Origin of the sequence: Desulfitobacterium hafniense DCB-2 (assembly GCF_000021925.1) — a bacterium.
Classification (GTDB): domain Bacteria; phylum Bacillota; class Desulfitobacteriia; order Desulfitobacteriales; family Desulfitobacteriaceae; genus Desulfitobacterium; species Desulfitobacterium hafniense.
Window position 1 is genome coordinate 4,710,644 of record NC_011830.1, and the last position, 21,986, is coordinate 4,732,629.

Here is a 21,986-nt window from a genome sequence, read left to right on the forward strand (position 1 = left end):
ACCGTCTTATCCACCGGCTCTACTATCCAATACTCGGATAAGATAATACCCTGAGCAAAGCCTTCACCTTCTGCAGGGCTTCCTGGTATTCTTCTTCGGGAACAGAGTCAGCCACAATTCCTCCGCCCCCATTGAAATAAGCCTGGCCATCTTTCAAGAGAATGGTCCGGATCACAATATTGGTATCCCAGGCTCCGTCAAAGCCCATATAACCGATGCTTCCTGTGTAAAGCCCCCGCTTATAAGGCTCCAGCTCTTCGATGATCTCCATGGCCCGGATCTTCGGCGCCCCGGTGATGGAACCTCCGGGAAAGATGGCTTTCAGAATCTCACTGGTTTTTAGTTCCGGCTTCAGCTTGCCGACAATGGTGGATACCAAATGCCATACGGTAGGGTATTGCTCCAGGCGAATCAAGTCCGTGACCCTTACCGAACCATAGCGGCAGATCCTCCCCAAATCATTGCGCTGGAGATCGATGATCATGGTCAGTTCCGCCCGATCCTTCGTGCTCTCTGTGAGCTCCCTGGCATAAGCCTCATCCTCTTCCGGAGTCTTGCCCCGGGGACGGGTTCCTTTAATAGGGCGGGTCTCTATCTCACCTTGGGCGCTGATCTGTACAAAGCGTTCCGGGGAACTGCTGAGAATCTGGAAGTCTTCATAGGGCAAAAAGGCCGCAAAGGGAGCAGGGTTATGGGCATGAAGGGCTTTATATAATGCCATAGGCTCCTTGGTATAAGGAAACTGGAAACGCTGGGTCAGGTTGGCCTGATAAATATCTCCGGCATAGATGTAGTCGATAACCCGCTGCAGATCCAGCAGATACTGCTCCTTACTCACCGTATAATGAACCCGCTCCTGAGGCTGCTCCATATCTTGGCTTTCATCATGCCCTTGGTAAGTTCCCGAACGTTCTTGCTGGGTTCCTATCCGGGCTCCTATCTGCCTTTGGTAAGCTGCTGCCGTCCCTGGATGGTCTCCCTTTCCGCCACGCCCCTCAAGGAATCCCTCCAATACCCCGACAAGCCGCTCTACCCTTGCCTGGGCCAGGGCTCTCCGGCATTCTCCGGACTCTGTCATACCACAAGCCAGCAAGGTATAGCGGCGGTTCTCGTGATCATAAACCACTATCCCGTCATACCAACTAAACCGCCACAAGGGCAGGTCCAGATCATTGATCCCGCTTTGAGGCATCTTCTCTAACTCATCTTTCAAATCATAGGTCCAAAAGCCCACCGCTCCCCCCACAAAGGGGAATTCCGTGGGATTGGGGACACGATAACGCTCCACTAAATCATCCAGAATCTTTAGGGATTCTCCTTCAGGATAGGCCAGCCATTCCTGCCCGATAAGGGAGCTTAAGTCTTCCTTGCTCCCTTCCTCTTCCCCAGCGAAGCGCTTCACCTCTACCCCATCCCTGCAGGCACTGGCTTGCAGGAAAGGAAAAGCTCCCATAAAGGAATACCGCCCCAACCCCCCATAGTTCCTCCCGCTATCCAGGAAAAAAGGGTACTCACTTTCCTTAAAGGCCTCCAGCAACTCAATCGGCTGAAGGTCTATAGCCAGCTCTTGAATCACCCATGGCGAATTGTGCCCACTTTGACCCTGGGCCTGCCACCATGTCCGAGCATTCTTGACCGCGTTTCCCAGCAGGTCATGCCCCTTTTCCGTCAGAATGGCTTCCGGATGGAATTGAACCCCTTCCAGGGGCAGCTCCCGGTGGCGAATCCCCATAATCTCACCATCAGCTGTCTCTGCGGTAATCAGGAGTTCCTCAGGCAAACTCTCCCGCCTTAAAGCAAGGGAATGATAACGGGTGACCGTCAGGGGATTGGGCAGCTGGAAAAACACGCCTTGGCCGTCATGATGAATCTCAGACACTTTGCCATGAACCGGCGCCTTGGCCCGAATGACCTCTCCCCCCAAAATCTCACCGATAGCCTGATGCCCGAGACAGACTCCCAGAATGGGAACCTTGCCCTTAAAGTAATCAATCACCGTCAAAGTGAACTGGGTATCCCGGGGTGCACAGGGTCCGGGGGAAATAACGATCAGCTCAGGCTTAAGCTCTTCAATTGCATCAATAGTGCACTGATCACGGCGCAGTGCCACAACCTCTTCTCCCAATTCCCCGAAGTATTGATACAGGTTAAAGGTGAAGGAATCAAAATTATCCAGTATAAAGATCAACGTTGCTAGACTCCCTTCGCTTCTGCATTTTACGTCAAATCGACAAATTTCCTAAGCCTGAATATTCTATACACTTCAGCCAATCTCCTCTTAGTGAAACAGGATTCTTAATGAACGAAAGGACAATTTGGAAGTTGAGTCCAAATTGCCCTTTTTAATAAGCAGCTTATGGATTTAAGTATCTACCTTACCCTGCGCAAATCTCTGATATCGGCATCATGAGCTAAGGAACGGTAGGACAGCATTTCCAAAACTCTCCCCTGCTCCTCTTGGGTATCGCTCATTCTCTTCTGATCTTGCTTGATCCCATTAATGTCCTGCTTCATTACATCGATGTCCTGCTTCATCACATCAATATCTCGTTTCATCACACCGATGTCCTGCTTCATCACATTGACATCTTGCTGAACTTCTTCCAGCATCCCGTTGGTATTGCCGACAATCCGAATCAAGTCTGCCGTCATTTGCTGCATCTGAGCCATATCCCGTCTGATGTCGCTTAGTTCCTTCCTTACAAAGGACTTAAAATCCTCGTCTGACATCCGGTTTTCCTCCTTTTCGCCTTTACAGGCCTGCAACACACAAATTTCCTGCTGATTCGCTTTCTATTAAAAGTATACCATGATTTATTCTGCTTTAAAAGGCATATCATTTTCACCAGTCCCACCCCGTCCGCATATTTTATAAGTAGATTCACAATGGAAAGGACGGGCCGACTCATGAATGCTTCAAGCACTGAACGCACACCTTTTGTCATCGCGGCGGAAATCAACGCCATTAACCGAGAATCCAGAAAAATGTTGCTGAAGAACGCCATCGAGGTGGGCCGCCGCCTCAAAGAGGCCAAGGAGTTGCTCAATCATGGCGAATGGCTGAAATGGCTCAAGGAAACTGTCAATTATTCCAAGAGCACGGCTGAAAACCTGATGAACCTATATAAAGAATATGGACCTAAACTTCTCTCCCTATCAGACGACGACTTAAATTCCCAAGCGCTTGGGAATTTAACCTACACTCAGGCGGTCCTGCTTCTTGGCCTACCCGAGGAAGAGCGGGAAGAATTTGTCGCGCAGAATGATCTTGACTCTATGACCACCCGGCAATTGAGTCAGACCGTCAAAGAACAGAGAGCACCTACTCCGGTCAAAGAACAGCCTCAGTCTCAGGCTGAATCTCAGGTAGAACCCCAGTCTGAGCTCCAAACTGAATCCCCAGTCCGGCCCACACCCCCAAATTCGGGAGATATCCAAATCCAATATGTTACCAGAACCGTCAAGCCCCAGCGGGAAAACAGTACTAAACACAAATCTGCATCTGCACCTGCACCTACACTCGCAACCGAAACCTCCTTTGTCACGAATTATGAGGAAAAATGCACCGCCTGCTGCCAAACCATCGCTGACGCCTTCCAAGAGCTGCTGATCGCTCTGCTGCAGCTCGCCAGACTTGACCCTCAGACTAAGGAGAAATGCAGCCAGAACGCCGGCCAGCTGGCTTCATATATGGTGGAACGGCTCAAAGAATGGCCCCCTGTTGTCACTACCAACATGAAAGGGGTCCGAACCCATCCCACCTATGAATAGAGAAAGTAGAGCCACAAAGGAAAGGACTGAAATCAATGCCATTAACCGGGAGTCCGGAAAAATGCTGCTGAAAAACGCCATTGAGGTGGGCCGCCTCCTGAAAGAAGCCAAGGAATTGCTCAACCATGGGGAATGGCTGAAATGGCTCAAGGAATCGGTCAGTTTTTCCAAGAGCACGGCGGCAAACCTAATGAACCTATATAAAGCGTATGGACCTAAACTTCTCTCCCTGGCAGATGACGATCCAAATTCCCAAGCGCTTGGGAATTTAACCTACACTAAGGCGGTCCTGCTCCTTGGCCTTCCGGAGGAAGAGCGGGAAGCATTTATCGCGCAGCATGATCTTGGCTCTATGACCACCCGGCAATTGAGTCAGGCTGTAAAGGAACAGAGAGCGCCCGCACCCTCCCTCGTCACGAACTATGAGGAAAAATGCACCGCCTGCTGCCAAACCATCGCCGACGCCTTCCAGGAGCTGCTGACCACTCTGGATCAACTCGCCAGGCTTGACCCTCAGACTAAGGAAAAATGCAGCCAGGACGCCGGCCAGCTGGCTTCATATATGATGGAACGGCTCAAAGACCAGCCCCCTGTGGCCGGCACCAATACGAAGGGAATAACACGTATAAGATAAAGGTACTGCAAATTGCCCAGGACGACATGAAATCCATCGTGTATTGCATGGAAGGCGTAATCATTCAAATATTCTCTGGTGAAAAGCCAGGCTCCAGCCCCCCTTAGTTTGCCTATCCCAAATCGGACACGAATCCGATTTGGGATAGGCAAACTTTTTTAGTGACAAAAAACGCGAACCAGCCCTCTTTTTTGTCTTGGCGGGAGTTTGCTCGTTCTACCCTCTTCTATTTATTAATGTTAGAATGGGACAAGAGATTACGTCTTATATAAATAGAGACACTCTCAGATTCAGCCCCTTTTGATGGAGTTCACTTTTTAACCCAGGAATCTGATTGAAGTCTTATCAACACTTTTATTGAGGAGAGAATCATGAAGAGATTAAGAAAAATTCCGACCCTGTTTCTTGCTGCGTTTTTAAGTGTGACGGCGCTTCCCAACACGGTAATGGCCCAATTGCCCGTCCTCTACCAGGATCACTCCCAACAAACCGTTACGGACGGCGTAACCCTGGAGAACATATCCCGTTTTACCACCGGCGGCTGGTTGAATATCAATGTGCTGCGTGTGGATATGACTAACCCTTATGTGAAAATTGACACCCTAAGCAATGACTCGATCACCGATGACCTGGTCAGCATTTCCGCCCTGGCCGAAAAGGAAGGGGCTGTGGCTGCTGTCAACAGCAGTTTCTTTAATCCGTTCACCGCCGGCAAAGGCTATGCAGACGGCCCCACCGTCCGGGCCGGCGATCTTTTGTCCACCTCCGCCTGGTATAACCGGAGCAAAAATGAAATGGCCTCCCTTTCCGTTGACTATGCCAATCAGCTGCTTTTTCACTATTGGAAAAATGACCTTACCCTCATCACCGGAAACGATACCGCCTTTGCCGTTACCCAGTACAACCAGCCGAGCAGGCAGGACTACCAAGACCTTACGGTCCTGGATCGCAAGTGGGGACCTGTGGCTATCGGCGCCACCGAAAACTGCCCCGATCTGGTTGAAATCGTCGTAAGCGGGAACACAATCCTGGAGATCCGGGAAGGACAGCCTGCCGCCGAGATTCCCGAGGAAGGTTTCGTCGTCGTCTCCCGAGGCGAGCAGGCGGCCAAACTTCTGGAACAGGCCGCCCCGGGCGAACAGCTCCAATTCCAAGTCACCTCCACGCCGGACTGGAACGACCTGAAGATGTCCACCACCGGAACCTCCCTTCTTATCCAAGACGGAGAAATCCCCGCCACTTTTTCTTACAGCACCGCCAGCTTTAATCAACGGAACCCCCGGACCATGGCCGGGAGTACTGAAGATGGGAGCGAACTCATCCTGGTTACAGTTGACGGAAGGCAGGATAACAGCATCGGATTGACCCAGCAGGAATCCGCCGAGCTGATGCTGGAATTAGGGGCGTATCAGGCTATTATGTTTGACGGCGGCGCATCCACCACCATGGCCGCCCGACAGCCCGGGGCCTTTTCCCCTGATGTAGTCAACCTTCCTTCCGAAGGCATCCTAAGAAATGTGGCATCAGGCATCGGGATTTTCTCCGCAGCCCCCGCCGGCCGGCTGGACCGCCTGATCATTGAGACTGAAGACACCAACATATTTGCCGATACTTCGAGAACTTTTTCCCTTAAGGGCATCGACCGCTATGCCAATCCGGTGGAGCTCGACCCAAGAGAAGTTCAGTGGGATGTCAGCGGGATCGACGGCAGCTTTCAGGACAATATCCTCTATCCGGCTTCCCCAGGCCCAGGGAAAGTAACAGCCACCCTCGACGGACTGGAGGCGGAGCTGGACATCCAAGTCTTAAGCGCCCCGGTGCAGCTTACCCTCAATCCGGCCAAATTCGACCTTCCTTTGTACCAAAATAAAGCCATCCGGGTAAAGGGTCTCGACCCCCAAGGTTATGCCGCGGTCATCGAAGGCCGGGATGTTCAATGGAACGTTGACGGCGACATCGGTAGTTGCGAAGCCGGCGTCTTCACCCCCGTCACCACCGGTACCGGCACTATCCGGGCCGCCGTCGGCGACACCTATGCCTACAGCGCCGTTGCCGTTACTTTGGATTCCATGGAGCTCCTGCATCCCTTCGAAAGCTCCGGCCGGTCGGATGAGCCACGCTTCCAAGCCGACCCGCAAACAGGCCAGGGTTATTTCGAACTCAACGCTGATCAATTCTACGCCGGGGAGTCTTCCGGACAGCTGGTGTATGATTTCTTATATGGTAACTCTGAGGACCAGATCTCTGTCCTCTTTGCCGAGCAGGGGCTCCCCCTTGATCCGGCCACTACCGGGTTATCCCTGTGGCTTTATAATATCAGCCCCAACTCGAATCGCATCAAAGGAGAAGTCATAGACTCCGCCAATGTGAAACACACCGTCGAATTCGCCTCCGACCTCAATTGGACCGGCTGGAAAGAGAGCACAGCGTCCTTATCCGGGATCGACTCTCCCGCTTATCTCACCAGACTCTACATAGAAAACACCGATCCCGCCAACCCTTGGGGGAAGATCTATTTTGACGACTTGTCGGCTCTGATCCAGAAGCGCCCGACTATCGATCCGAGCAGCATTCCCGCAGATACCCTTCCCAAAGACGAAGCGAACCGGCAGGCTGATTTCACCTCCGGTCCCGACAATTTCCTGTTTTCCTTGCTCACCGGCGGCAATGCACCGGGGGTTTACACCGCTCCCATCACCCAAGTGGGAGCCGGGGATGCCCAAACACCTATACTGGCCGCCGGTTCAGGGTATCAATCCTCTACTTATCAAAACAGCACCTTCCTCCAGCTGGATGTAAGCCAGGGCGGGCTGAGGAGAAGCGACCCACAGCAATGGACCCGGCTGTTCACAGCCCTGGATGAAATCCAGAGCGCCAATGTCTTTCTCCTCATGTCCCTCAGCCCGGCCGATTTCATCAATGCCAAAGAAGCACAGCTCCTGAAAGATACGCTGGCCAATTGCCGGGAAGCAACCGGCAAGAACATTTGGGTCCTTTTCCCTGGTCCTGCGGATCAAAGCGAGCTTGACCGCGGCGTGCGCTATATCAGCGTTGCCCAATCCCTGCAAGTGACGATGCTGGGAGAGGACATTTCCTATGAGTTCGAGCCCTAGGCTTTTCATAGGACTCTGATGCATGCTTGAACGATTTGACAGCTTTCCCGGAAGTCGTTTATTACAATATCAGATATTAAAATAGACGAAGGGAGAGTCTGCGGAGCCATCTGTCTATATGATAATCTGCCTCACTTCAACAGCCAGTCCAGTGCGTTAAGCTGCTTAATTCCGTTGTGGGAAACCAGGGGACTGTGATCCATCGTCAACAGAAACTTCGGGTTGTGGTCGCTGATGGCATCAAGGGGCGCAAGTCCCGCTGAAGCGTCTTTCCGTCAGCATCCACCACCGTATAGGCCACCTTGTAGCATTCCTCTCCCTCCGGCCTAGGTGCCGTCTTAAACTGAGGAAGGATGCAAAGGCGGCCATCATCTAACATACATTAATAGATGAGTGTATCAATAAAATAACTCTCCTTCATTTGCTCAAAGGCATCGCGTACCACCCAGAGATTGGCCATTCCTGCCCATTCTCCCAACTTCCTTGCGAATACCCTGTTGCATCAAGATAAGTCTTTGTTATATTATTATGTTATACAGTATATAACATAAATTTGATGAGGTGGATATAGATGGATGATAAGATGTTCGATTTATTAGAAAAAATGTATATAGAGATGCAGGAACTCAAACAGAATATGGCTACTAAGCAGGATATCTCCAATATGGCTACCAAGCGGGACATCGCCAATATGGCTACCAAACAGGACATCTCCAATATGGCTACCAGACAAGACATCGTTAGACTTGAAGACAAAATGGATACTAATTTTAAAGCTTTATACGACGGATATACCCTCACCTACGAAAAACTATCCGCGCTTGAAGACAAGGTAGATAAATTAAGTATAAAAGTCGAAAATCAGAATGTTGAGATAAAGGTAATTAAAGCAGCAAAATAGTTTTTTCGGGAGTATGTAGCACTACCTGGCAACTTCAATCGTCAAATTCCCATGCTTCTTTTTCGTCAGATTGGACTACAGCATATTCTTGTGCAAGTTTTCTGTATTGCTCTTTTAAATTAATGATTCTAGAAAAATCCCCTGCAAGCGTGTTAGTTAAGATCTCATTTAGTTCAGCTCTAACTTCTTCTTTCTCCTGTTTAGCCAGTTCTTTAACTGCATTATAAGGCTTATCTCCCTTTTGAAGATAGCCAAAAAATTGTCCTTCAAAATCTGGGACATTTACAATAACCAAATTGCCATCCTTTTTATTCGCCTCATCAACAATTTTATTATTTATACTCCACATTGCATTTGTGATCCATTTTTCTTTTCTTTTTACCCTTGGAGAATCTAAATCATGCACCACAGTATAGCTTAATCCAAAGTGGTTTAAAATCTTTTGAAACATAGGGATATTTGCTTTTCCTCTACAGTTTACAATTGTTATATCTGTATTACCTTTGAGTTCTGATAATGTTGATTGCTCGGTATCCCCTTCAACTAATATAATTTTATCTGAAAAAAAGAATTCATTTATCGTAGGATGGCAATTCCTTATCATCTGTAATCTTTCTCTCTCGTCTTCATCAAAATCTGCCTTATCAGTGGAAAAGATTTTAGTAGAAGAGTCACACTGCTTTTCAACTCTAACAATAGTTGTATGGGGCTTTGACACATCTATAAATATGGGGGAATGTGTAGTTATCATAACTTGCCAATTCTCTAAATCTGCAATTTTATATAAGGCCTCTCTGGCAGCGCGAATAGCTGGTGGATGAAGAAAGGATTCAGGTTCCTCAACAAGAAGAATTCTAGGTTCATTACTAGATAGTACTTTCTTTCCCGATTTATAGTTTCCTGTATCCGCTAATGCCTCGATAGCTGACCAGAGAAAAGCACGCTGCAGCCCACTTCCCTGATTTATTAACGGATAAAAAGTACCTAAAGAATCCGCAACCCTAATATGTGTTCCTGACGCCAAAATCTTATCAACATCAATTTTTCCCGCTTGTGGCATAAGATCAATTTTGTGCTCAGGAAAAATATCCCCGATATTATCTTGAAGTTTGCTTGTCGTTTTACTTAACTCTTCATTGATTTCTGATTTTACTTCATTAGCTAAGGTATTCATCTGATCAATCATCCCAGATAATTTCGAGTTATCCGATTTGATGCTTTCTTTAACCGCAGTAGTTAAAATATCCACAATCTGCTTTTCTAATGAAGCAGCGTCATCAAAAGGGTTTATTTTTAAGGGAGTTGGCAGACAGCTAGCTATTTTAGAATCCCATCCACCCATTCCTCCAGATTCCCACTTCTTTTCTGCCTCATTCCATGATTGTTTCTTTGCTTTTTCGTTCACTTTATTCCATCGCCACTTATATTTTATAACATCACCATATTCAGAATCCGTATATAGCCATTTCTCCCCTATTTGCTTCTTGTCTTCATCACTAATGTCTGAAAAGATTCCCGTTATTTCAATAGCATTTTCTTCTTTATTTTGATAGAAGCTCTCGATCGGCTGTGGTTCACCAGATTTAGTAAACAACTCATATGCTTTCAGAACAGTTGTTTTTCCAACATTGTTAGGCCCAATTAAAACAATAATATTGTCAATTTTAACTCTAATTCCCACACTGTCGATACAATAAAAATTTTTAATTAATAATTCACACAATCTCATTTTTATGCCCTCCCCCTCAAACTCAGATAGCGAACTCTAATTAGCTATATCTTAACAATATGACAAATGATTTTGTTGTAAAAATATTTAAAATATCAAAGAGTTTCCAAAATCCTTTCTCCAGAAAAGAGTGATAAACGGCACAAGCCTGTCCAAGAACACAACACCGTTTATACCTTATTATCATAATCCACCTTTGTCCACAAATAGATATAGTTTCCACTATAAACGATATTACCACATCCTTCGCGTGGTTTTTGTAATATTATGTCGGATTCATAAGTTTTAAGCAGTCACAATACTGACTCACTTGACAATCACCAAATATTTGAATAATTTAATATCTCTTCAATAATCAACTGCCAAAAAATGACCACTTACAAAAATCTGCCCATCTAAAATCGGACACGAATCCGATTTTGGATGGGCAAACTAAGGGCGGCAAGCTCACTTCAACAGCCAGTCCAGTGCGTTAAGCTGCTTAATTCCGTTGTGGGAAACCAAGGGACCGTGATCCATCGTCAACAGAAACTTCGGGTTGTGGTCGCTGATGGCATCAAGGGGCGCAAGCTCCCGCTGAAGGGTCTTTCCGTCAGCATCCATCACCGTATAGGCCACCTGGTAGTATTCCTCTCCCTCTGGCCCAATGGCAATAAAGTCAATTTCAGCAGCACCCACTTTGCCGATATGAACCTCATAACCACGGCGCAACAGTTCCAAGTAGACGATGTTTTCCAGGATATGCCCCGCATCGGCTTTCTTCGTACCGAGAGCGTTGTACCGCAGGCCCATGTCGGCAGCATAATACTTATCTCCGGTTTTCAGATACTGCTTGCCCTTGACATCATACCGGCCCACACGGTAAAAGATAAAGCTGTCCGTCAGTGCCGTCAGATAACTTTCCACCGTATGCACGGTGATCTTTCTTCCCGCCGAGGTCATGGTATCGGCGATCTTTTTGGTAGAACACAAATTGCCGATGTTGTCGAACAAAAAACGCACGACACTCTGAAGCATGGCCAGGTCGGGAAACCGCCTGCGGGCCACGATGTCCTTCAGCACGATGGAGTCATAAAGCCCGTCCAGGTATTGCCGGATATCTTTCTGCCGCTTTAATTCCAATGTATATGGAAAAGAGCTGTTGTGGATATAGTCTTGATACAGCCGGTCTATGCTGCTGTCAGGCGGAAAGGCCGACACATATTCCTTGAAAGAAAGGGGCAGCATCTTGATCTCCACATACCGCCCGGACAATAGCGTAGCAAGCTCCCCGGACAGCAGATAGGCGTTGGACCCCGTGATGTACACGTCGCAGTTTTTCTTGATGAACAAGCTGTCAACCGCCTTCTGAAAATCGGTTACGCGCTGCACTTCATCCAAAAAGACGTAATTCATCCTGTCGGGCAGCAATCTGGCCTTCACAAGCTCATACAAATCCTTGCTGTTTTCAATCTCGGCCCAGTCCCCATCTTCCAGGTTGAACGCGATGATCTGCTCCGGCTTCACGTCATTTTGCAGTAAATAATCCTGATATAGCTCAAACAGGGTGGACTTTCCGCAGCGGCGGATACCTGTCACTACTTTGATAAGCTGTTTGTCCCGGAAACTGATCAGGTTTTCCAAATACTCGTTTCTTGGTATCATCCCAACACCTCCCTTTGCATATATTATACACAAAAAAATCAATACGGATAACATCTTTGAACGATATCTTCAAATATTTAGTTATGAACCCATGTTATTGCAATTGATATGCATCATTTTTAGGATTTCCCGCTCTTCAGTCGTTTCCGGTGTTTGTCAACATAGTTGTCGCTAAACCCCAAGATTCACATATAAGTTAAGGGAATTTCTTCTCCTTAATATTTTCAGGTTTAATACTCCTGGATTGAGCCATACCTCTTGCTTCAAACTCCAATTGCGAACATCACGCGACCAGCGCTCCGGATGGGCCGCCTTAGCTGCTTCATAGAGTTTATGTCGCCTTTCGAGAATAGTTTGGTCCATTCCAGTGTGTCGTTGATGCGGTGTTAAGAACTTCAGACCACTATGTCTATGTTCGAGGTTATACCACCGCACAAAATCGAATACCCATGTTCTTGCCTGGGTCAAATCAGCAAATCCTGCTGAAGGATAATTCGGCCGATACTTGCAGGTTTTGAAAATAGATTCTGCGTAGGGATTATCATTACTCACCCGAGGACGGCTCCTTGAGGGAGTGATCCCAAGTTGATACAAGGTCTCTAATAGGGAGGCTCCTTTCATTGGACTCCCATTGTCAGAATGGAGAATAAGCGGCTTTAACGGCACGGAACATTGCTCTGACAAGGCGGCACGCCGCACCAATTGACTCGCGTTTTCAGCGGATTCTTCCAACCAGATATCCCACGCAACGATTTTGCGGCTAAACAAATCCAGAATTAAATAGAGATAGAAGTAAATGCCCCGAGCAGGACCGGGTAACCATGTTATATCCCACATCCAGACCTGATTCGGCCCAGTGGCACAATGAGTTGAAATGGGCTTACGGATTGGAACTTTACTATGACCTCGATGATGCTGGAGATTATGATGCCTTAAGATGCTGGAGATTATGATGCCTTAAGATGCGGTAGAATGTTGATTCGGATGCTATGTAGATTCCTTGATCTGCGAGCATTGGAACAATCTGACTGGGTGGAAGACTCTGATATTCCGGTTGATTCACAACAGAGACAATTTCTCGGGTTTCTTCTTGAGTTAGTTTATTCCGCGGAGAAGGCCGCTTGACAAAAGGTCGTTGATCTTCTAGAGGAGTTGTTTCACTTCTCCAACGTTGTAAAGTGCGTCGACTTATCCCCAATTCATTGCAAGCCATCGTTTCTCTGGCACCGGCCTGAATGGCTTCTTTAATCAGCATGATGGCCTTTTGCAATCCGAGGCGCCGATCAAGCGTCCTCGCTGTCCCCCCAAATCGCATTTGCCTTTTTTCTTAGAACTAACAAGGCTGCAGTCTCCGCAAGAGCTGATTCCTTACGACGAAGCTCCTGCTCCAATTTCTTAATCTCTCGTTCTCTCTCGAGCAGATCTTTCTGAAGACGTGACGCTTCTTGGGCAACTCCTCCATTGGCCTGCATACAGGCATCACGCCAAGCTTGAACCTGCTCAACATATAGCCCTTTGCCCCGGCAGTACTCAGCCATTTCCACTTCACTAAGGAGAGCAGTCTCCATGACAATCAGGAACTTATCTTGAGTGCTCCAACGCTCAACTTCCTGTTCCCCGCCGGGAACAGCCATACCCTTGGCTCTAGCTTGTCTTCTCCACACATGCAGGGTGGCTTCTGATAAACCAGTTTCCCTTGCAATTGCACTGACGGATTGATTCTGTGGTGGCATCATCTTTAACATAATTGAATGCTTAAATTCCTCGCTATACTTTGCCATTGTTCTCCTCCTCCGAGTTCTCTTAACTCACTATACTTCTCTCGGAGGCCTATGACAACTATGCTAACATAGGGGGGTTATCATTCTGCATCCTTGTCACAGCTCAAAGACTGGCCCCTGTGGCCGGCACCAATATGACAGGTATCCAAACCTATTCCACCTATAAATGGTGAGAAAACTTAATTGGGCAGCCTGTCCATATAGTCCCCTCTAAGGATGGGAATCATCTCCGACTTAAGAGGCTCCTCAATATCTTTAAGCCTCTTATCGTCCATGTTGAGGACATCGATAGTATCAATATGGAGCTTATCGGCCAGATCCTTGGCTGTGAGGTACTGATTTTTTCTTAATTCCTTCACTGTCTTTTTCATAAAACCCCAGTTGAAGAACACTGCTTATCCTCTCCTCCCGAACAATCTATATAGAGCGGCACCTACAATAGCTCCCCCACTATCGAGGAGCACATCCTTAAGCTGACCGCTGCGCCCCGGAACAAAGAGCTGATGGAACTCATCACTAATTGCATAGAGAACGCAGATCCCTATGGCAATGGCGATTTGCTGCATTCCTTTGATGCCGCTCCTTCTTAAGGCATTCATGGTCAATACACTGAGAACTAAATATGTTAAGAAATGAGCAGATTTCCTGACAATGAAATTTGACTGGATGTAATCCACATTCAACCCTGGAAAGGCCTTAGCGACAGCACTAAGCAGCCTTTCCGCGATCCCTTGGCTTAGTTCATCGGACTGAGCCGCCACTTGAGCGGACAGATAAAAGATGATACCCATCCAAAGGAAGACGACCGCCCATGAGATGATAAGGATTAATCTTAAGTTATTTTGTCCTTCTTTATCCTGCATCTGATTCTATCTCCAAGATCAATCCCCATAGCCATGGGGATGTTTTTGATGCCACTGCCAGGCCGTCTTGATAATGGTCTCCAGATCACTATAGCGAGCCTGCCACCCTAACCTTCTTTGGATCTTCTCGACTTTGGCCACCAACCTATCCGGATCCCCCTCTCTGCGGGGAGCCTCCAGAACGGGAATATCCAGGCCGGTCACCTTCCCGGCCATGGCGAGCACTTCCCGTACGGAATACCCTGTTCCGGTTCCCACATTATAAGCACCGCAGGGCACCCCTTGTTCCAGGGCTTCCAAAGCCCGGATATGAGCCTCCGCCAGATCCAGGACATGGATGTAATCCCGGATACAAGTTCCATCGGGAGTCTTATAATCGGTGCCAAAAATGGAGATGGCCTCTCTTTGTCCCAGGGCCGTTTTGAGGACCAGGGGAATCAGATGGGTCTCCGGTGTATGAGCCTCCCCCAGAGAGCCGTCCCAGGCCGCTCCTGCCGCGTTAAAATAGCGCAGAGCCATCCACTTTAAACCATAAGCCTGCTCCAACCAATAAAAGGACTGCTCTATCATCAGCTTTGAAGCCCCATAAGGGTTAATCGGCTCTGGGTGGGACTCTTCCGGAATCGGAATTTCTTCAGGATTGCCATAAGCGGCGGCTGTCGAGGAAAAAACAATGGTGTTCACGCCGCCTTGCAGTAAGGTGCTGACAAAACGATTGGTCTTCGCCGTATTTTCTTCAAAATAAAGATCCGGCTTTTGCACCGATTCCCCCACCAGGCTCCGGGCGGCAAAATGGATCACTGCACGGACTTCTTCCTTGTTTATGATGTCTGTGACAAGCCCTTCGTCGGCTATATCCCCATGATAAAAAGGAATATCCTCGCTTACAGCTTTCCTGTGTCCGGTGATTAAACTGTCCAGAACCACCGGCCCATAGCCGGCTTCAGCCAAAGCCTGAACCGTATGGCTGCCGATATACCCTGCCCCGCCTGATACTAAAATCTTTTTCATCGCCCCACCTCGGAAAAATAGTCAAACCCAACCACATTAGTGGCTGGGTAATTTTTGGTGCAAAAATTAGAACGCTGTTATCAGGGTTTGAAATTGACGGAATCTATGACCTGGCCGTCACTGATGGCTTGAGCAGTAAGGGGTTTTCCCGGATAATTGGTCTTCATCTGCGCCAACAGTTCTTTGATCAACTGGTTGGCATAAGCCTTGTCCACCCCGGCATTAAACGTAATATCCCCAAAGACAGTTTCCATTTGTTCGTAGATTTGAGTGCCCAGCACATCTTTTTGACCCATAATCTGTTCCGACAGCTTCATGTTGGACTCACCAAGAGGCGTTCCTTCCGGAATAGGTGTCAAATACTGGGGTTTTAGAGGTTCCTCTTGCTGGGTCTGCCCAGTGGAGGGATTCTGAGGTTGTTCACCATTAGTCTTGCCGCCACATCCCCCAATCCCAAAAATCAAGGCAAGAATTATCAAGCCCATCGATAATTTTTTTAGCATAATGTTGCTCACATCCTTTTCTAGGTTTCGAGTCCTTTTTAGGGTAACTCATTTTGGATGCTTTGGCAAGGACCTCAGTAAATTAGTGGTTATATCTCGAAAATCTTCATATATAAATTTTCAAAGGTAAACGTCAAATCAGCCGGCATCTTGACAAGTGTCGGTTGTTTCCAGGAGATTATAGGAACCCCTCGTCGCTGATACCAACGACATCCAGAAACTGTTTCCGTATGAGTTCCCGGAACGCCTCATCATTAAGACGTTCAACTTTGTACACACCGTCTTCTACCAAGCTATCGTCAATCAATTTTACAAACTCCTCATCTTCACGGGCCATCTTTGAGTAGCGCTTTTGTACTAGTAGTGCTAACATAAATATTGACCACCAAAATACACTTTGCTAACCAAAAAGTTGACCACCTCTAGAGCCTAATCCTGTATGATTGGAGTTGCTGAGACAACAATCGCACAGGGGGAAAGGACATGTTAGAGATGGTCGATAAAGAGTATATCAGAAAAAAGCACTTTGTTGAAGGGTGGTCTATCCGGAAGATTAGTCGCAACCTGAATTTAGCCCGGCAAACCATACGAAAGGCCCTTAAAGATTCCAATATACCTCAATATAACCTTACTAAGGACAGGCCCTCACCCGTTCTAGAACCCTATAAAGAGATTATTCGTGAGTGGTTAAAGCAAGATGAATCCGCACCACCTAAACAAAGACATACAGCAAGAAAGATTTATGACCGCCTAAGAGAAGAACATGGATTTACAGGCGGAGAATCTACTGTTAGGACCTTTGTTCAAAAGGAAAAGAAAAAGTATGTTGAGATGTTCATCCCTTTAACTGCGGATTGGGGTGAACAAGCTCAGGTCGATTGGGGTAGAGCTAAAGTCTACATCGGCGGTAAATATACAGAAGTATGCCTGTTCTGTCTGAGGTTAAAAGCGAGCCTTGTCCCTTTTGTTTGGGCTTCCCCTACGGAAAGATTGGAAGCCTTTCTTGAAGGGCATAAAAGAGCTTTCGAGTGGTTAGGAGGAGTTCCAGCAAGCTTGGTCTATGACAATCCAAAAACCGCTGTAACCAAGATCCTTAAGGGTCCACATCGCCAAGAACATGCCGTCTTTTCAAGCCTAAGAGCCCATTACTTATTTGACAGTGATTTTTGTAATCCAGCCAGTGGAAACGAAAAAGGGACCGTTGAAAATCTCGTCAAGTTTGTGCGGCGTAACGCGATGGTTCCAGTTCCTCACGTCAGTTCCCTTGATGAGCTCAATGAGCAGCTTCTTCGTTGGTGTGAGAAACAACGACAAGCCCGGATTAAGGAATGGGAGCAAGAACGAGAAGGTCTAAGACCTCTTCCATCCGTACCTTTTAAGTGCTCGCGAACTCATATGGTGTCCTCAAGTCGATTGCTTCTTTTTCAACTGGACCGTAACCATTACTCTGTGCCGGTTGAATACGGAAATCGCCATCTTAGAGTAGAAGCGTTTGTTGAACGGATTGAGGTGTATGACTCCACTAAGCTGGTCACGGTCCATGAGCGCACCTACAGCCGTGGCGAGAAAGTGATGAAGTTAGAGCATTACTTGCCCATCATTAAAACCAAACCTCGCGCTGCAAAAAATGCTTTAGTGGTCAGAAAGCTTCCTGAAGTCTACCAAAAACTTAGAGTTAGGCTTTGTAGTAAAGATCCCGAAGGATACCGTGAATTCGCTAAGATATTGCTGCTAAATCTTGAATTTCGCTTTGAAGATGTCCTAGCGGCAGTAGAAGAAGGTCTTCAGCAACACTGCCCAACTCGAGTTTGACAGTAACGCCTTAAAATTTGTTACAGTTAAATTGTAATTATGGCTCCCCATGCGGGTTTGAAATGTACAAATAAGTAAAATTACCATTCGAAAACCGAAATGTAGTGCCGCACATTCGTGATTATTATTGAGTAATAGAGATTTACTTGGTATAATTGTAGTGATATGTTTGCGCGAATTAAAACTGCCTACAACCGGGACGGCTCACCACGCCGTTACCTTCAACTTGTTGAGAGTCGGCGCGAAGAGGGTAAAGTTCGTCAGAAAGTCCTTTGTAACTTGGGGAGAGTGGAGGATCTCCAAAATGGGAAACTTGACGACCTTATTCGCTCTCTGGCGAAGTTCTCCGATACGCTCGCAGTGGTTGATGCTGCGGAAGATCTCTTTGCGGATTGGAGCAAAGAATTTGGTCCTTCTATGGTCTTTCGTCGGCTTTGGGAAAACCTTGGTCTCCATAAAATTTTTGCCGGGCTCTTTAACGAGAGAGACTTGAGCATCGATGTTCAAGAAGCTATTTTTTGTATGGTCTTAAATCGTTTGACAGAGCCTACCAGTAAATTGGGAGTTAGCGATTGGAAAGATTCCGTCTATCGCCCTGAATTTGAAAGTTTAAAGCTTCACCACTTCTATAGAGCCATTGACTTTCTCGATGAAAACAAAGACACTCTCGAAGAGCAATTATTTTTTCACCATACCAACCTGTTCACGCAGCAGCTGGATTTGGTGTTCTTTGATACCACCTCCACGTATGTCCAAGGAGATGCCGGAGCCTTTGACCTCTTGGAATACGGGCATTCCAAGGATCATCGTCCCGACCGCCTTCAGGTCATGATAGGTATATTAATGTCCAGAGACGGGATTCCCATAGCTCATCATGTGTTCCCAGGAAACACGCCGGATACGGATGCCTTTATTGAGGCTGTAAGTGATTTGAAAAAGCGCTTTACTATCCAGCGAGTCATTGTCGTTGGGGATCGGGGCATGATGGGGAAACGAACCTTGGAACTGCTTGAAGAATTGCAACTTCACTACATCCTTGGGGTTCGTATGCGTAATATAAAGGCTGGTCCAGAGCTTGCAGCATCTGCGCAACCTTATCCCTTCGTGAAGGATAATCTAAAGGTTAAAGAAGTCCTCCATCAGGAGAAACGTTATATTGTGTGCTTAAACGAAGAGGAAGCCAAACGCGATCAGCTCGTCCGAGAACACATTGAGATGAAACTGAGAAGCAAGCTGGAACATGGGGGCATTAAGGATTTAATCGGCCATAGTGAATACAAAAAATATATCAATGTGACTGCCGAAGCAGCAACGATTAATACCGATAAATTGAAGCAAGCTGCTGTTTTCGATGGACTCTATATCCTACAAACCAATACCGAGCTCCCAACGGAAGAGGTAGCCACAGCGTATCGTGACTTATGGCAGATAGAACGGGCCTTCCGGAATCTCAAGAGTACTCTCGACTTACGCCCTGTTTACCACTGGAAAGAAAGGCGAATCTCTGGTCACATCATGCTTTGCTTTTTAGCCCTGGTGATACAGATCAGGTTCCAGAAACTCCTGGAAAACTGCGCAAGCGAGTATGGCTATACGGAGGTAATAAGAGCTTTAAGAAAAGTTCATGCCGTTAAGCTTAAACTAAAGGACCAGGATCATTTAGTCAGAACGGAAATCCATGGAGCAGCGGCTATGGCCTTTAAGGCAGTAGGGCTTCGGATTCCTGAACGAGTACAGGAGATGTAAGATAATTACCATAAATAGTTAATTGTAGTGGCACGCCCAAAAATGAACCTTTCAAACCCTTGAAATTCAATAGTTTCAGTTTTTGAGGTGTCAAACTCAAGTGAAAGCGTAGCAAGCCGTTCCACTGCATACTTTCGGATATCCTCCGCTGTCAATCCCTTGGCGAAGCCTTGCGGGTTGTGTATGAAAGCGTGTTGCAGGAACCGTCGCACATGATTGACTTCCGAATTAGCAGTGTCTTCTTTAATATGCTTAATCTGCAGCGAATACTCACGGAAGTGTTGAAGCTGGCCTGCTAGTTCAGGTGTTGAAGTGGTTTCGGTGCTGCTCTTCAGTCTGTTGCCGCTGACCATCATGTAATACAAGCTCAATGCGGCGCGGCAATACTTGAAGGTTCGCGAGTTATTCACTTTTTCGGTTTCGAGAAAGACTTCGAACGCTTCTTTTGATGTGTCTGCCTGCAGTAATTCGGTCTGCCGCAGGAATCGCGAAAGATAGGTGCCGTACCCGCTGACCGATGCATCGCTGTACTCCTGTTTTCGCATGTACTCTTTGAATCTCTCAAGCTCGCGGCGTGTGTCTTCACTGATTTTGAATGTTGGCATAATAACAGTGCTCCTTTCAAAAATTTTGCACTGTTATTTTACACAATATCTGGGACTGCACCATCGTTGCGTTTACGCTGGGCACATAAATATATTCGGAACATAATTACGTTTATGTTCTTACGCACATAAACGTAAGAATTGGCTTTTTTCCAACACACCCAACGGTGCAAGAGCCAGTGCTATTTATTACAGCCTGATCGTAACAGCAAGAGAGAATGGTTTGAATCTGTTTGAGTATTTAGCGTGGATTTTCACGAACAGCCCTAATCTAGGGAAACCCGGGCTACCTAACAATCCATCGAAGAACTTCTCCCTGGAAGTAACGCTTTGCCGAAGAAGGTGTTTTCCCCGAAACCAAACGATGAGATATCAGAGAAGCACGCTTAGGAGGAAGACTGACCCGCATCGTAATTAGGTGCGGGTTTATTTGACGTTTACGAAGTCATGAACTCTTGCTGAATTTCCTCTAATTGCACTAGATTCAGGCAACTTATCCCAAAATTCATGGAACCAATTGTTATATATGGATTTATGAAAGCAGTTTCCATCCTTATTGATGCTTCTGGGCTGTGCAGCCCGCAGCAGTACAGCATGCGGAAAATGATCGGTATGACATATCTCCTGGTCGGAGAGAACGGTGAAGAAGGGTACTGATCAATGGCATTGAAAAAGGCTTTCAACTCGAAGGTCATATAGATATAGGGCCTCATACCTTAATCTGCCTATCCGGGAGTAACCATGAGTGACATAAACATCGTAGCCAAGCCCTTTCATATATTTGCCAAGCTGCCTTATAGGAGTAATCCTCCTCAAAAGGCCGTTTGAATAATCTCCATGGTTTGACTGAATCCAGAGGCAAAGGCTATTGTCCATGTGAGGGTGCTATCTCCCAGAAACTTATCGGCCACAAGTCTATAAAAGTGATACAGTATTCGGGTTGAAGACTTAACCTAATGCTCGTTTCTGGATGATAAAATCTTTAATGCAGGAACCAAGGAGATTTTTAACCTAAACTCCCGAGATTTTATATCTAGGTCGGAGGTTTAACTCCCAAAGCTTCATAAGGAGCTTGTTGCTTGCCCGTAATCTCTCTTGAAACATAAGATTGCAGATATCGCAGTAGTCACGAACAAATGAGTCGATCAAACTGGCGGCAGCCCGCCAATCACCATACCCTGAGCTGAAACCAAACATCCGAAGACACGTTCAAGGCAGTAGGGAAGACCATTCCAATCTCTAGGAAAATATGGAGGGAAATCAGCTTTCAAGTAATTCCTATTCTTCAGTGGTTTTAACAGCTTACTGCGAACTGCAAAGATAGAGCCTGCTACATATTCCCATTCTCTGATTAATAGCTTACACTCTTGCATCGCTGCCTCTACCTTTATCAAGTCGATATCCTGTGCAATCATCGCTGAACCACGTAGCAGAACTTCACGTGCGCACACCATTCCGATGTGTGGATGCCGTTCCATTATTCTCATCACATACTTGACCCGTTGCTGACTTCCCATAAGCGCTTGAAACATATAATCACGCCATTTGGAACCACTTAAATCTACTCCATTGCGACTAAACTCAATAGGTATATCCTTTTTGCTATGTAGTTTAAAAACAACATCATAATAATCAAGATTAATCTCCTTAAGAAAGCATAGAAACGGATAAATATCAAAGCCTACATTGTCAGTGACAATCACCTTAGCATGAGGATAACGCCCTTTTAAGACGGGGAGAAATACTTTGTTTTCCTGCGGAATAGTAAAATAAAGATCATATGAAATATCGCAAAAATTATCAAGATAGAATGTTATTTCTTGAAACATTTCTACATAATAAAGATGCACACAAACTGCTATTTTCAACATTC

Annotated in this window: 17 protein-coding genes and 1 pseudogene; 6 read left to right on the forward strand and 12 right to left on the reverse strand. The window is 46.7% G+C overall.

What is annotated here, in order from left to right:
* Window positions 1-22 precede the first annotated feature (22 nt).
* Entirely contained in the window at window positions 23-2,188 is a 2,166-nt protein-coding gene (gene pabB / locus DHAF_RS22210; RefSeq protein ID WP_015945221.1) for an aminodeoxychorismate synthase component I, read from the reverse strand.
* A gap of 182 nt (window positions 2,189-2,370) precedes the next feature.
* The gene (locus tag DHAF_RS22215) at window positions 2,371-2,730 is read right to left on the reverse strand and encodes a hypothetical protein (RefSeq protein WP_015945222.1); all 360 of its coding nucleotides are present in this window, start codon (window positions 2,728-2,730) and stop codon (window positions 2,371-2,373) included.
* Window positions 2,731-2,886: 156 nt separating this feature from the next.
* Between DHAF_RS22215 and DHAF_RS22220 the strand changes: the two genes are divergently transcribed.
* The 4 genes from DHAF_RS22220 (at window position 2,887) to DHAF_RS22235 (ending at window position 8,419) form a co-directional block, all read left to right on the forward strand.
* Window positions 2,887-3,771: a DUF3102 domain-containing protein gene (locus DHAF_RS22220; RefSeq protein WP_041272020.1), complete on the forward strand. Its 885-nt coding sequence runs from the start codon at window positions 2,887-2,889 to the stop codon at window positions 3,769-3,771.
* Window positions 3,764-4,405 carry a DUF3102 domain-containing protein gene (locus DHAF_RS22225; protein ID WP_080518295.1) on the forward strand — a complete coding sequence of 214 codons (642 nt, stop codon included), beginning with the start codon at window positions 3,764-3,766 and terminating at the stop codon, window positions 4,403-4,405. The genes DHAF_RS22220 and DHAF_RS22225 overlap by 8 nt, the downstream gene beginning before the upstream one ends.
* A gap of 371 nt (window positions 4,406-4,776) precedes the next feature.
* Window positions 4,777-7,518, forward strand: coding sequence for a phosphodiester glycosidase family protein (locus DHAF_RS22230; RefSeq protein WP_015945225.1), 2,742 nt, complete (start codon window positions 4,777-4,779; stop codon window positions 7,516-7,518).
* Between the two features lie 571 nt (window positions 7,519-8,089).
* Window positions 8,090-8,419: a hypothetical protein gene (locus tag DHAF_RS22235; RefSeq protein ID WP_015945226.1), complete on the forward strand. Its 330-nt coding sequence runs from the start codon at window positions 8,090-8,092 to the stop codon at window positions 8,417-8,419.
* 34 nt (window positions 8,420-8,453) lie between these two features.
* Here DHAF_RS22235 and DHAF_RS22240 read toward each other — a convergent pair whose 3' ends face one another.
* The 8 genes and pseudogenes from DHAF_RS22240 to DHAF_RS22285 form a co-directional block, all read right to left on the reverse strand.
* Window positions 8,454-10,148: an ATP-dependent nuclease gene (locus tag DHAF_RS22240; protein ID WP_015945227.1), complete on the reverse strand. Its 1,695-nt coding sequence runs from the start codon at window positions 10,146-10,148 to the stop codon at window positions 8,454-8,456.
* A gap of 447 nt (window positions 10,149-10,595) precedes the next feature.
* Window positions 10,596-11,792: an ATP-binding protein gene (locus tag DHAF_RS22245; RefSeq protein ID WP_015945228.1), complete on the reverse strand. Its 1,197-nt coding sequence runs from the start codon at window positions 11,790-11,792 to the stop codon at window positions 10,596-10,598.
* A gap of 171 nt (window positions 11,793-11,963) precedes the next feature.
* A pseudogene (locus DHAF_RS24805) lies at window positions 11,964-13,573 on the reverse strand (IS3 family transposase).
* A gap of 179 nt (window positions 13,574-13,752) precedes the next feature.
* On the reverse strand, window positions 13,753-13,965 hold the full coding sequence (locus DHAF_RS22265) for a hypothetical protein (protein ID WP_015945230.1): 213 nt from the start codon (window positions 13,963-13,965) through the stop codon (window positions 13,753-13,755).
* A 3-nt stretch (window positions 13,966-13,968) separates the two neighbouring features.
* Window positions 13,969-14,436, reverse strand: coding sequence for a VanZ family protein (locus tag DHAF_RS22270; protein ID WP_015945231.1), 468 nt, complete (start codon window positions 14,434-14,436; stop codon window positions 13,969-13,971).
* Between the two features lie 18 nt (window positions 14,437-14,454).
* Window positions 14,455-15,447 carry a UDP-glucose 4-epimerase GalE gene (gene galE / locus DHAF_RS22275; protein WP_015945232.1) on the reverse strand — a complete coding sequence of 331 codons (993 nt, stop codon included), beginning with the start codon at window positions 15,445-15,447 and terminating at the stop codon, window positions 14,455-14,457.
* Window positions 15,448-15,527: 80 nt separating this feature from the next.
* Window positions 15,528-15,950 (reverse strand): hypothetical protein, encoded by a 423-nt coding sequence (locus DHAF_RS22280; protein WP_015945233.1) that lies wholly within the window; start codon window positions 15,948-15,950, stop codon window positions 15,528-15,530.
* Between the two features lie 178 nt (window positions 15,951-16,128).
* Window positions 16,129-16,323 (reverse strand): hypothetical protein, encoded by a 195-nt coding sequence (locus tag DHAF_RS22285; RefSeq protein WP_015945234.1) that lies wholly within the window; start codon window positions 16,321-16,323, stop codon window positions 16,129-16,131.
* 110 nt (window positions 16,324-16,433) lie between these two features.
* Between DHAF_RS22285 and istA the strand changes: the two genes are divergently transcribed.
* A complete protein-coding gene (gene istA / locus DHAF_RS22290; RefSeq protein ID WP_015945235.1) occupies window positions 16,434-17,762 on the forward strand; it encodes an IS21 family transposase in 1,329 nt (442 codons plus the stop codon).
* Between the two features lie 165 nt (window positions 17,763-17,927).
* Entirely contained in the window at window positions 17,928-19,508 is a 1,581-nt protein-coding gene (locus tag DHAF_RS22295; protein WP_015945236.1) for an IS1634 family transposase, read from the forward strand.
* Between the two features lie 5 nt (window positions 19,509-19,513).
* On the opposite strand, the gene DHAF_RS22300 is transcribed toward DHAF_RS22295, so the two are convergent.
* Entirely contained in the window at window positions 19,514-20,113 is a 600-nt protein-coding gene (locus DHAF_RS22300) for a hypothetical protein (protein ID WP_015945237.1), read from the reverse strand.
* A 1,145-nt stretch (window positions 20,114-21,258) separates the two neighbouring features.
* Entirely contained in the window at window positions 21,259-21,984 is a 726-nt protein-coding gene (locus DHAF_RS22310; protein ID WP_018305591.1) for a rhamnan synthesis F family protein, read from the reverse strand.
* Between the last annotated feature and the right edge of the window lie 2 nt (window positions 21,985-21,986).

Bases quoted from the DNA above. Each gene is read 5' to 3' on its own strand.
- DHAF_RS22230 (WP_015945225.1), top strand. From the start codon at position 4,777: ATGAAGAGATTAAGAAAAATTCCGACCCTGTTTCTTGCTGCGTTTTTA.
- DHAF_RS22310 (WP_018305591.1), bottom strand. From the start codon at position 21,984: ATGTTGAAAATAGCAGTTTGTGTGCATCTTTATTATGTAGAAATGTTT.
- DHAF_RS22240 (WP_015945227.1), bottom strand. From the start codon at position 10,148: ATGAGATTGTGTGAATTATTAATTAAAAATTTTTATTGTATCGACAGT.
- DHAF_RS22280 (WP_015945233.1), bottom strand. From the start codon at position 15,950: ATGCTAAAAAAATTATCGATGGGCTTGATAATTCTTGCCTTGATTTTT.
- DHAF_RS22285 (WP_015945234.1), bottom strand. From the start codon at position 16,323: ATGTTAGCACTACTAGTACAAAAGCGCTACTCAAAGATGGCCCGTGAA.
- DHAF_RS22270 (WP_015945231.1), bottom strand. From the start codon at position 14,436: ATGCAGGATAAAGAAGGACAAAATAACTTAAGATTAATCCTTATCATC.
- galE (WP_015945232.1), bottom strand. From the start codon at position 15,447: ATGAAAAAGATTTTAGTATCAGGCGGGGCAGGGTATATCGGCAGCCAT.
- DHAF_RS22235 (WP_015945226.1), top strand. From the start codon at position 8,090: ATGGATGATAAGATGTTCGATTTATTAGAAAAAATGTATATAGAGATG.
- DHAF_RS22220 (WP_041272020.1), top strand. From the start codon at position 2,887: ATGGAAAGGACGGGCCGACTCATGAATGCTTCAAGCACTGAACGCACA.
- DHAF_RS22215 (WP_015945222.1), bottom strand. From the start codon at position 2,730: ATGTCAGACGAGGATTTTAAGTCCTTTGTAAGGAAGGAACTAAGCGAC.
- DHAF_RS22295 (WP_015945236.1), top strand. From the start codon at position 17,928: ATGTTTGCGCGAATTAAAACTGCCTACAACCGGGACGGCTCACCACGC.
- DHAF_RS22225 (WP_080518295.1), top strand. From the start codon at position 3,764: ATGAATAGAGAAAGTAGAGCCACAAAGGAAAGGACTGAAATCAATGCC.
- DHAF_RS22300 (WP_015945237.1), bottom strand. From the start codon at position 20,113: ATGCCAACATTCAAAATCAGTGAAGACACACGCCGCGAGCTTGAGAGA.
- DHAF_RS22245 (WP_015945228.1), bottom strand. From the start codon at position 11,792: ATGATACCAAGAAACGAGTATTTGGAAAACCTGATCAGTTTCCGGGAC.
- istA (WP_015945235.1), top strand. From the start codon at position 16,434: ATGTTAGAGATGGTCGATAAAGAGTATATCAGAAAAAAGCACTTTGTT.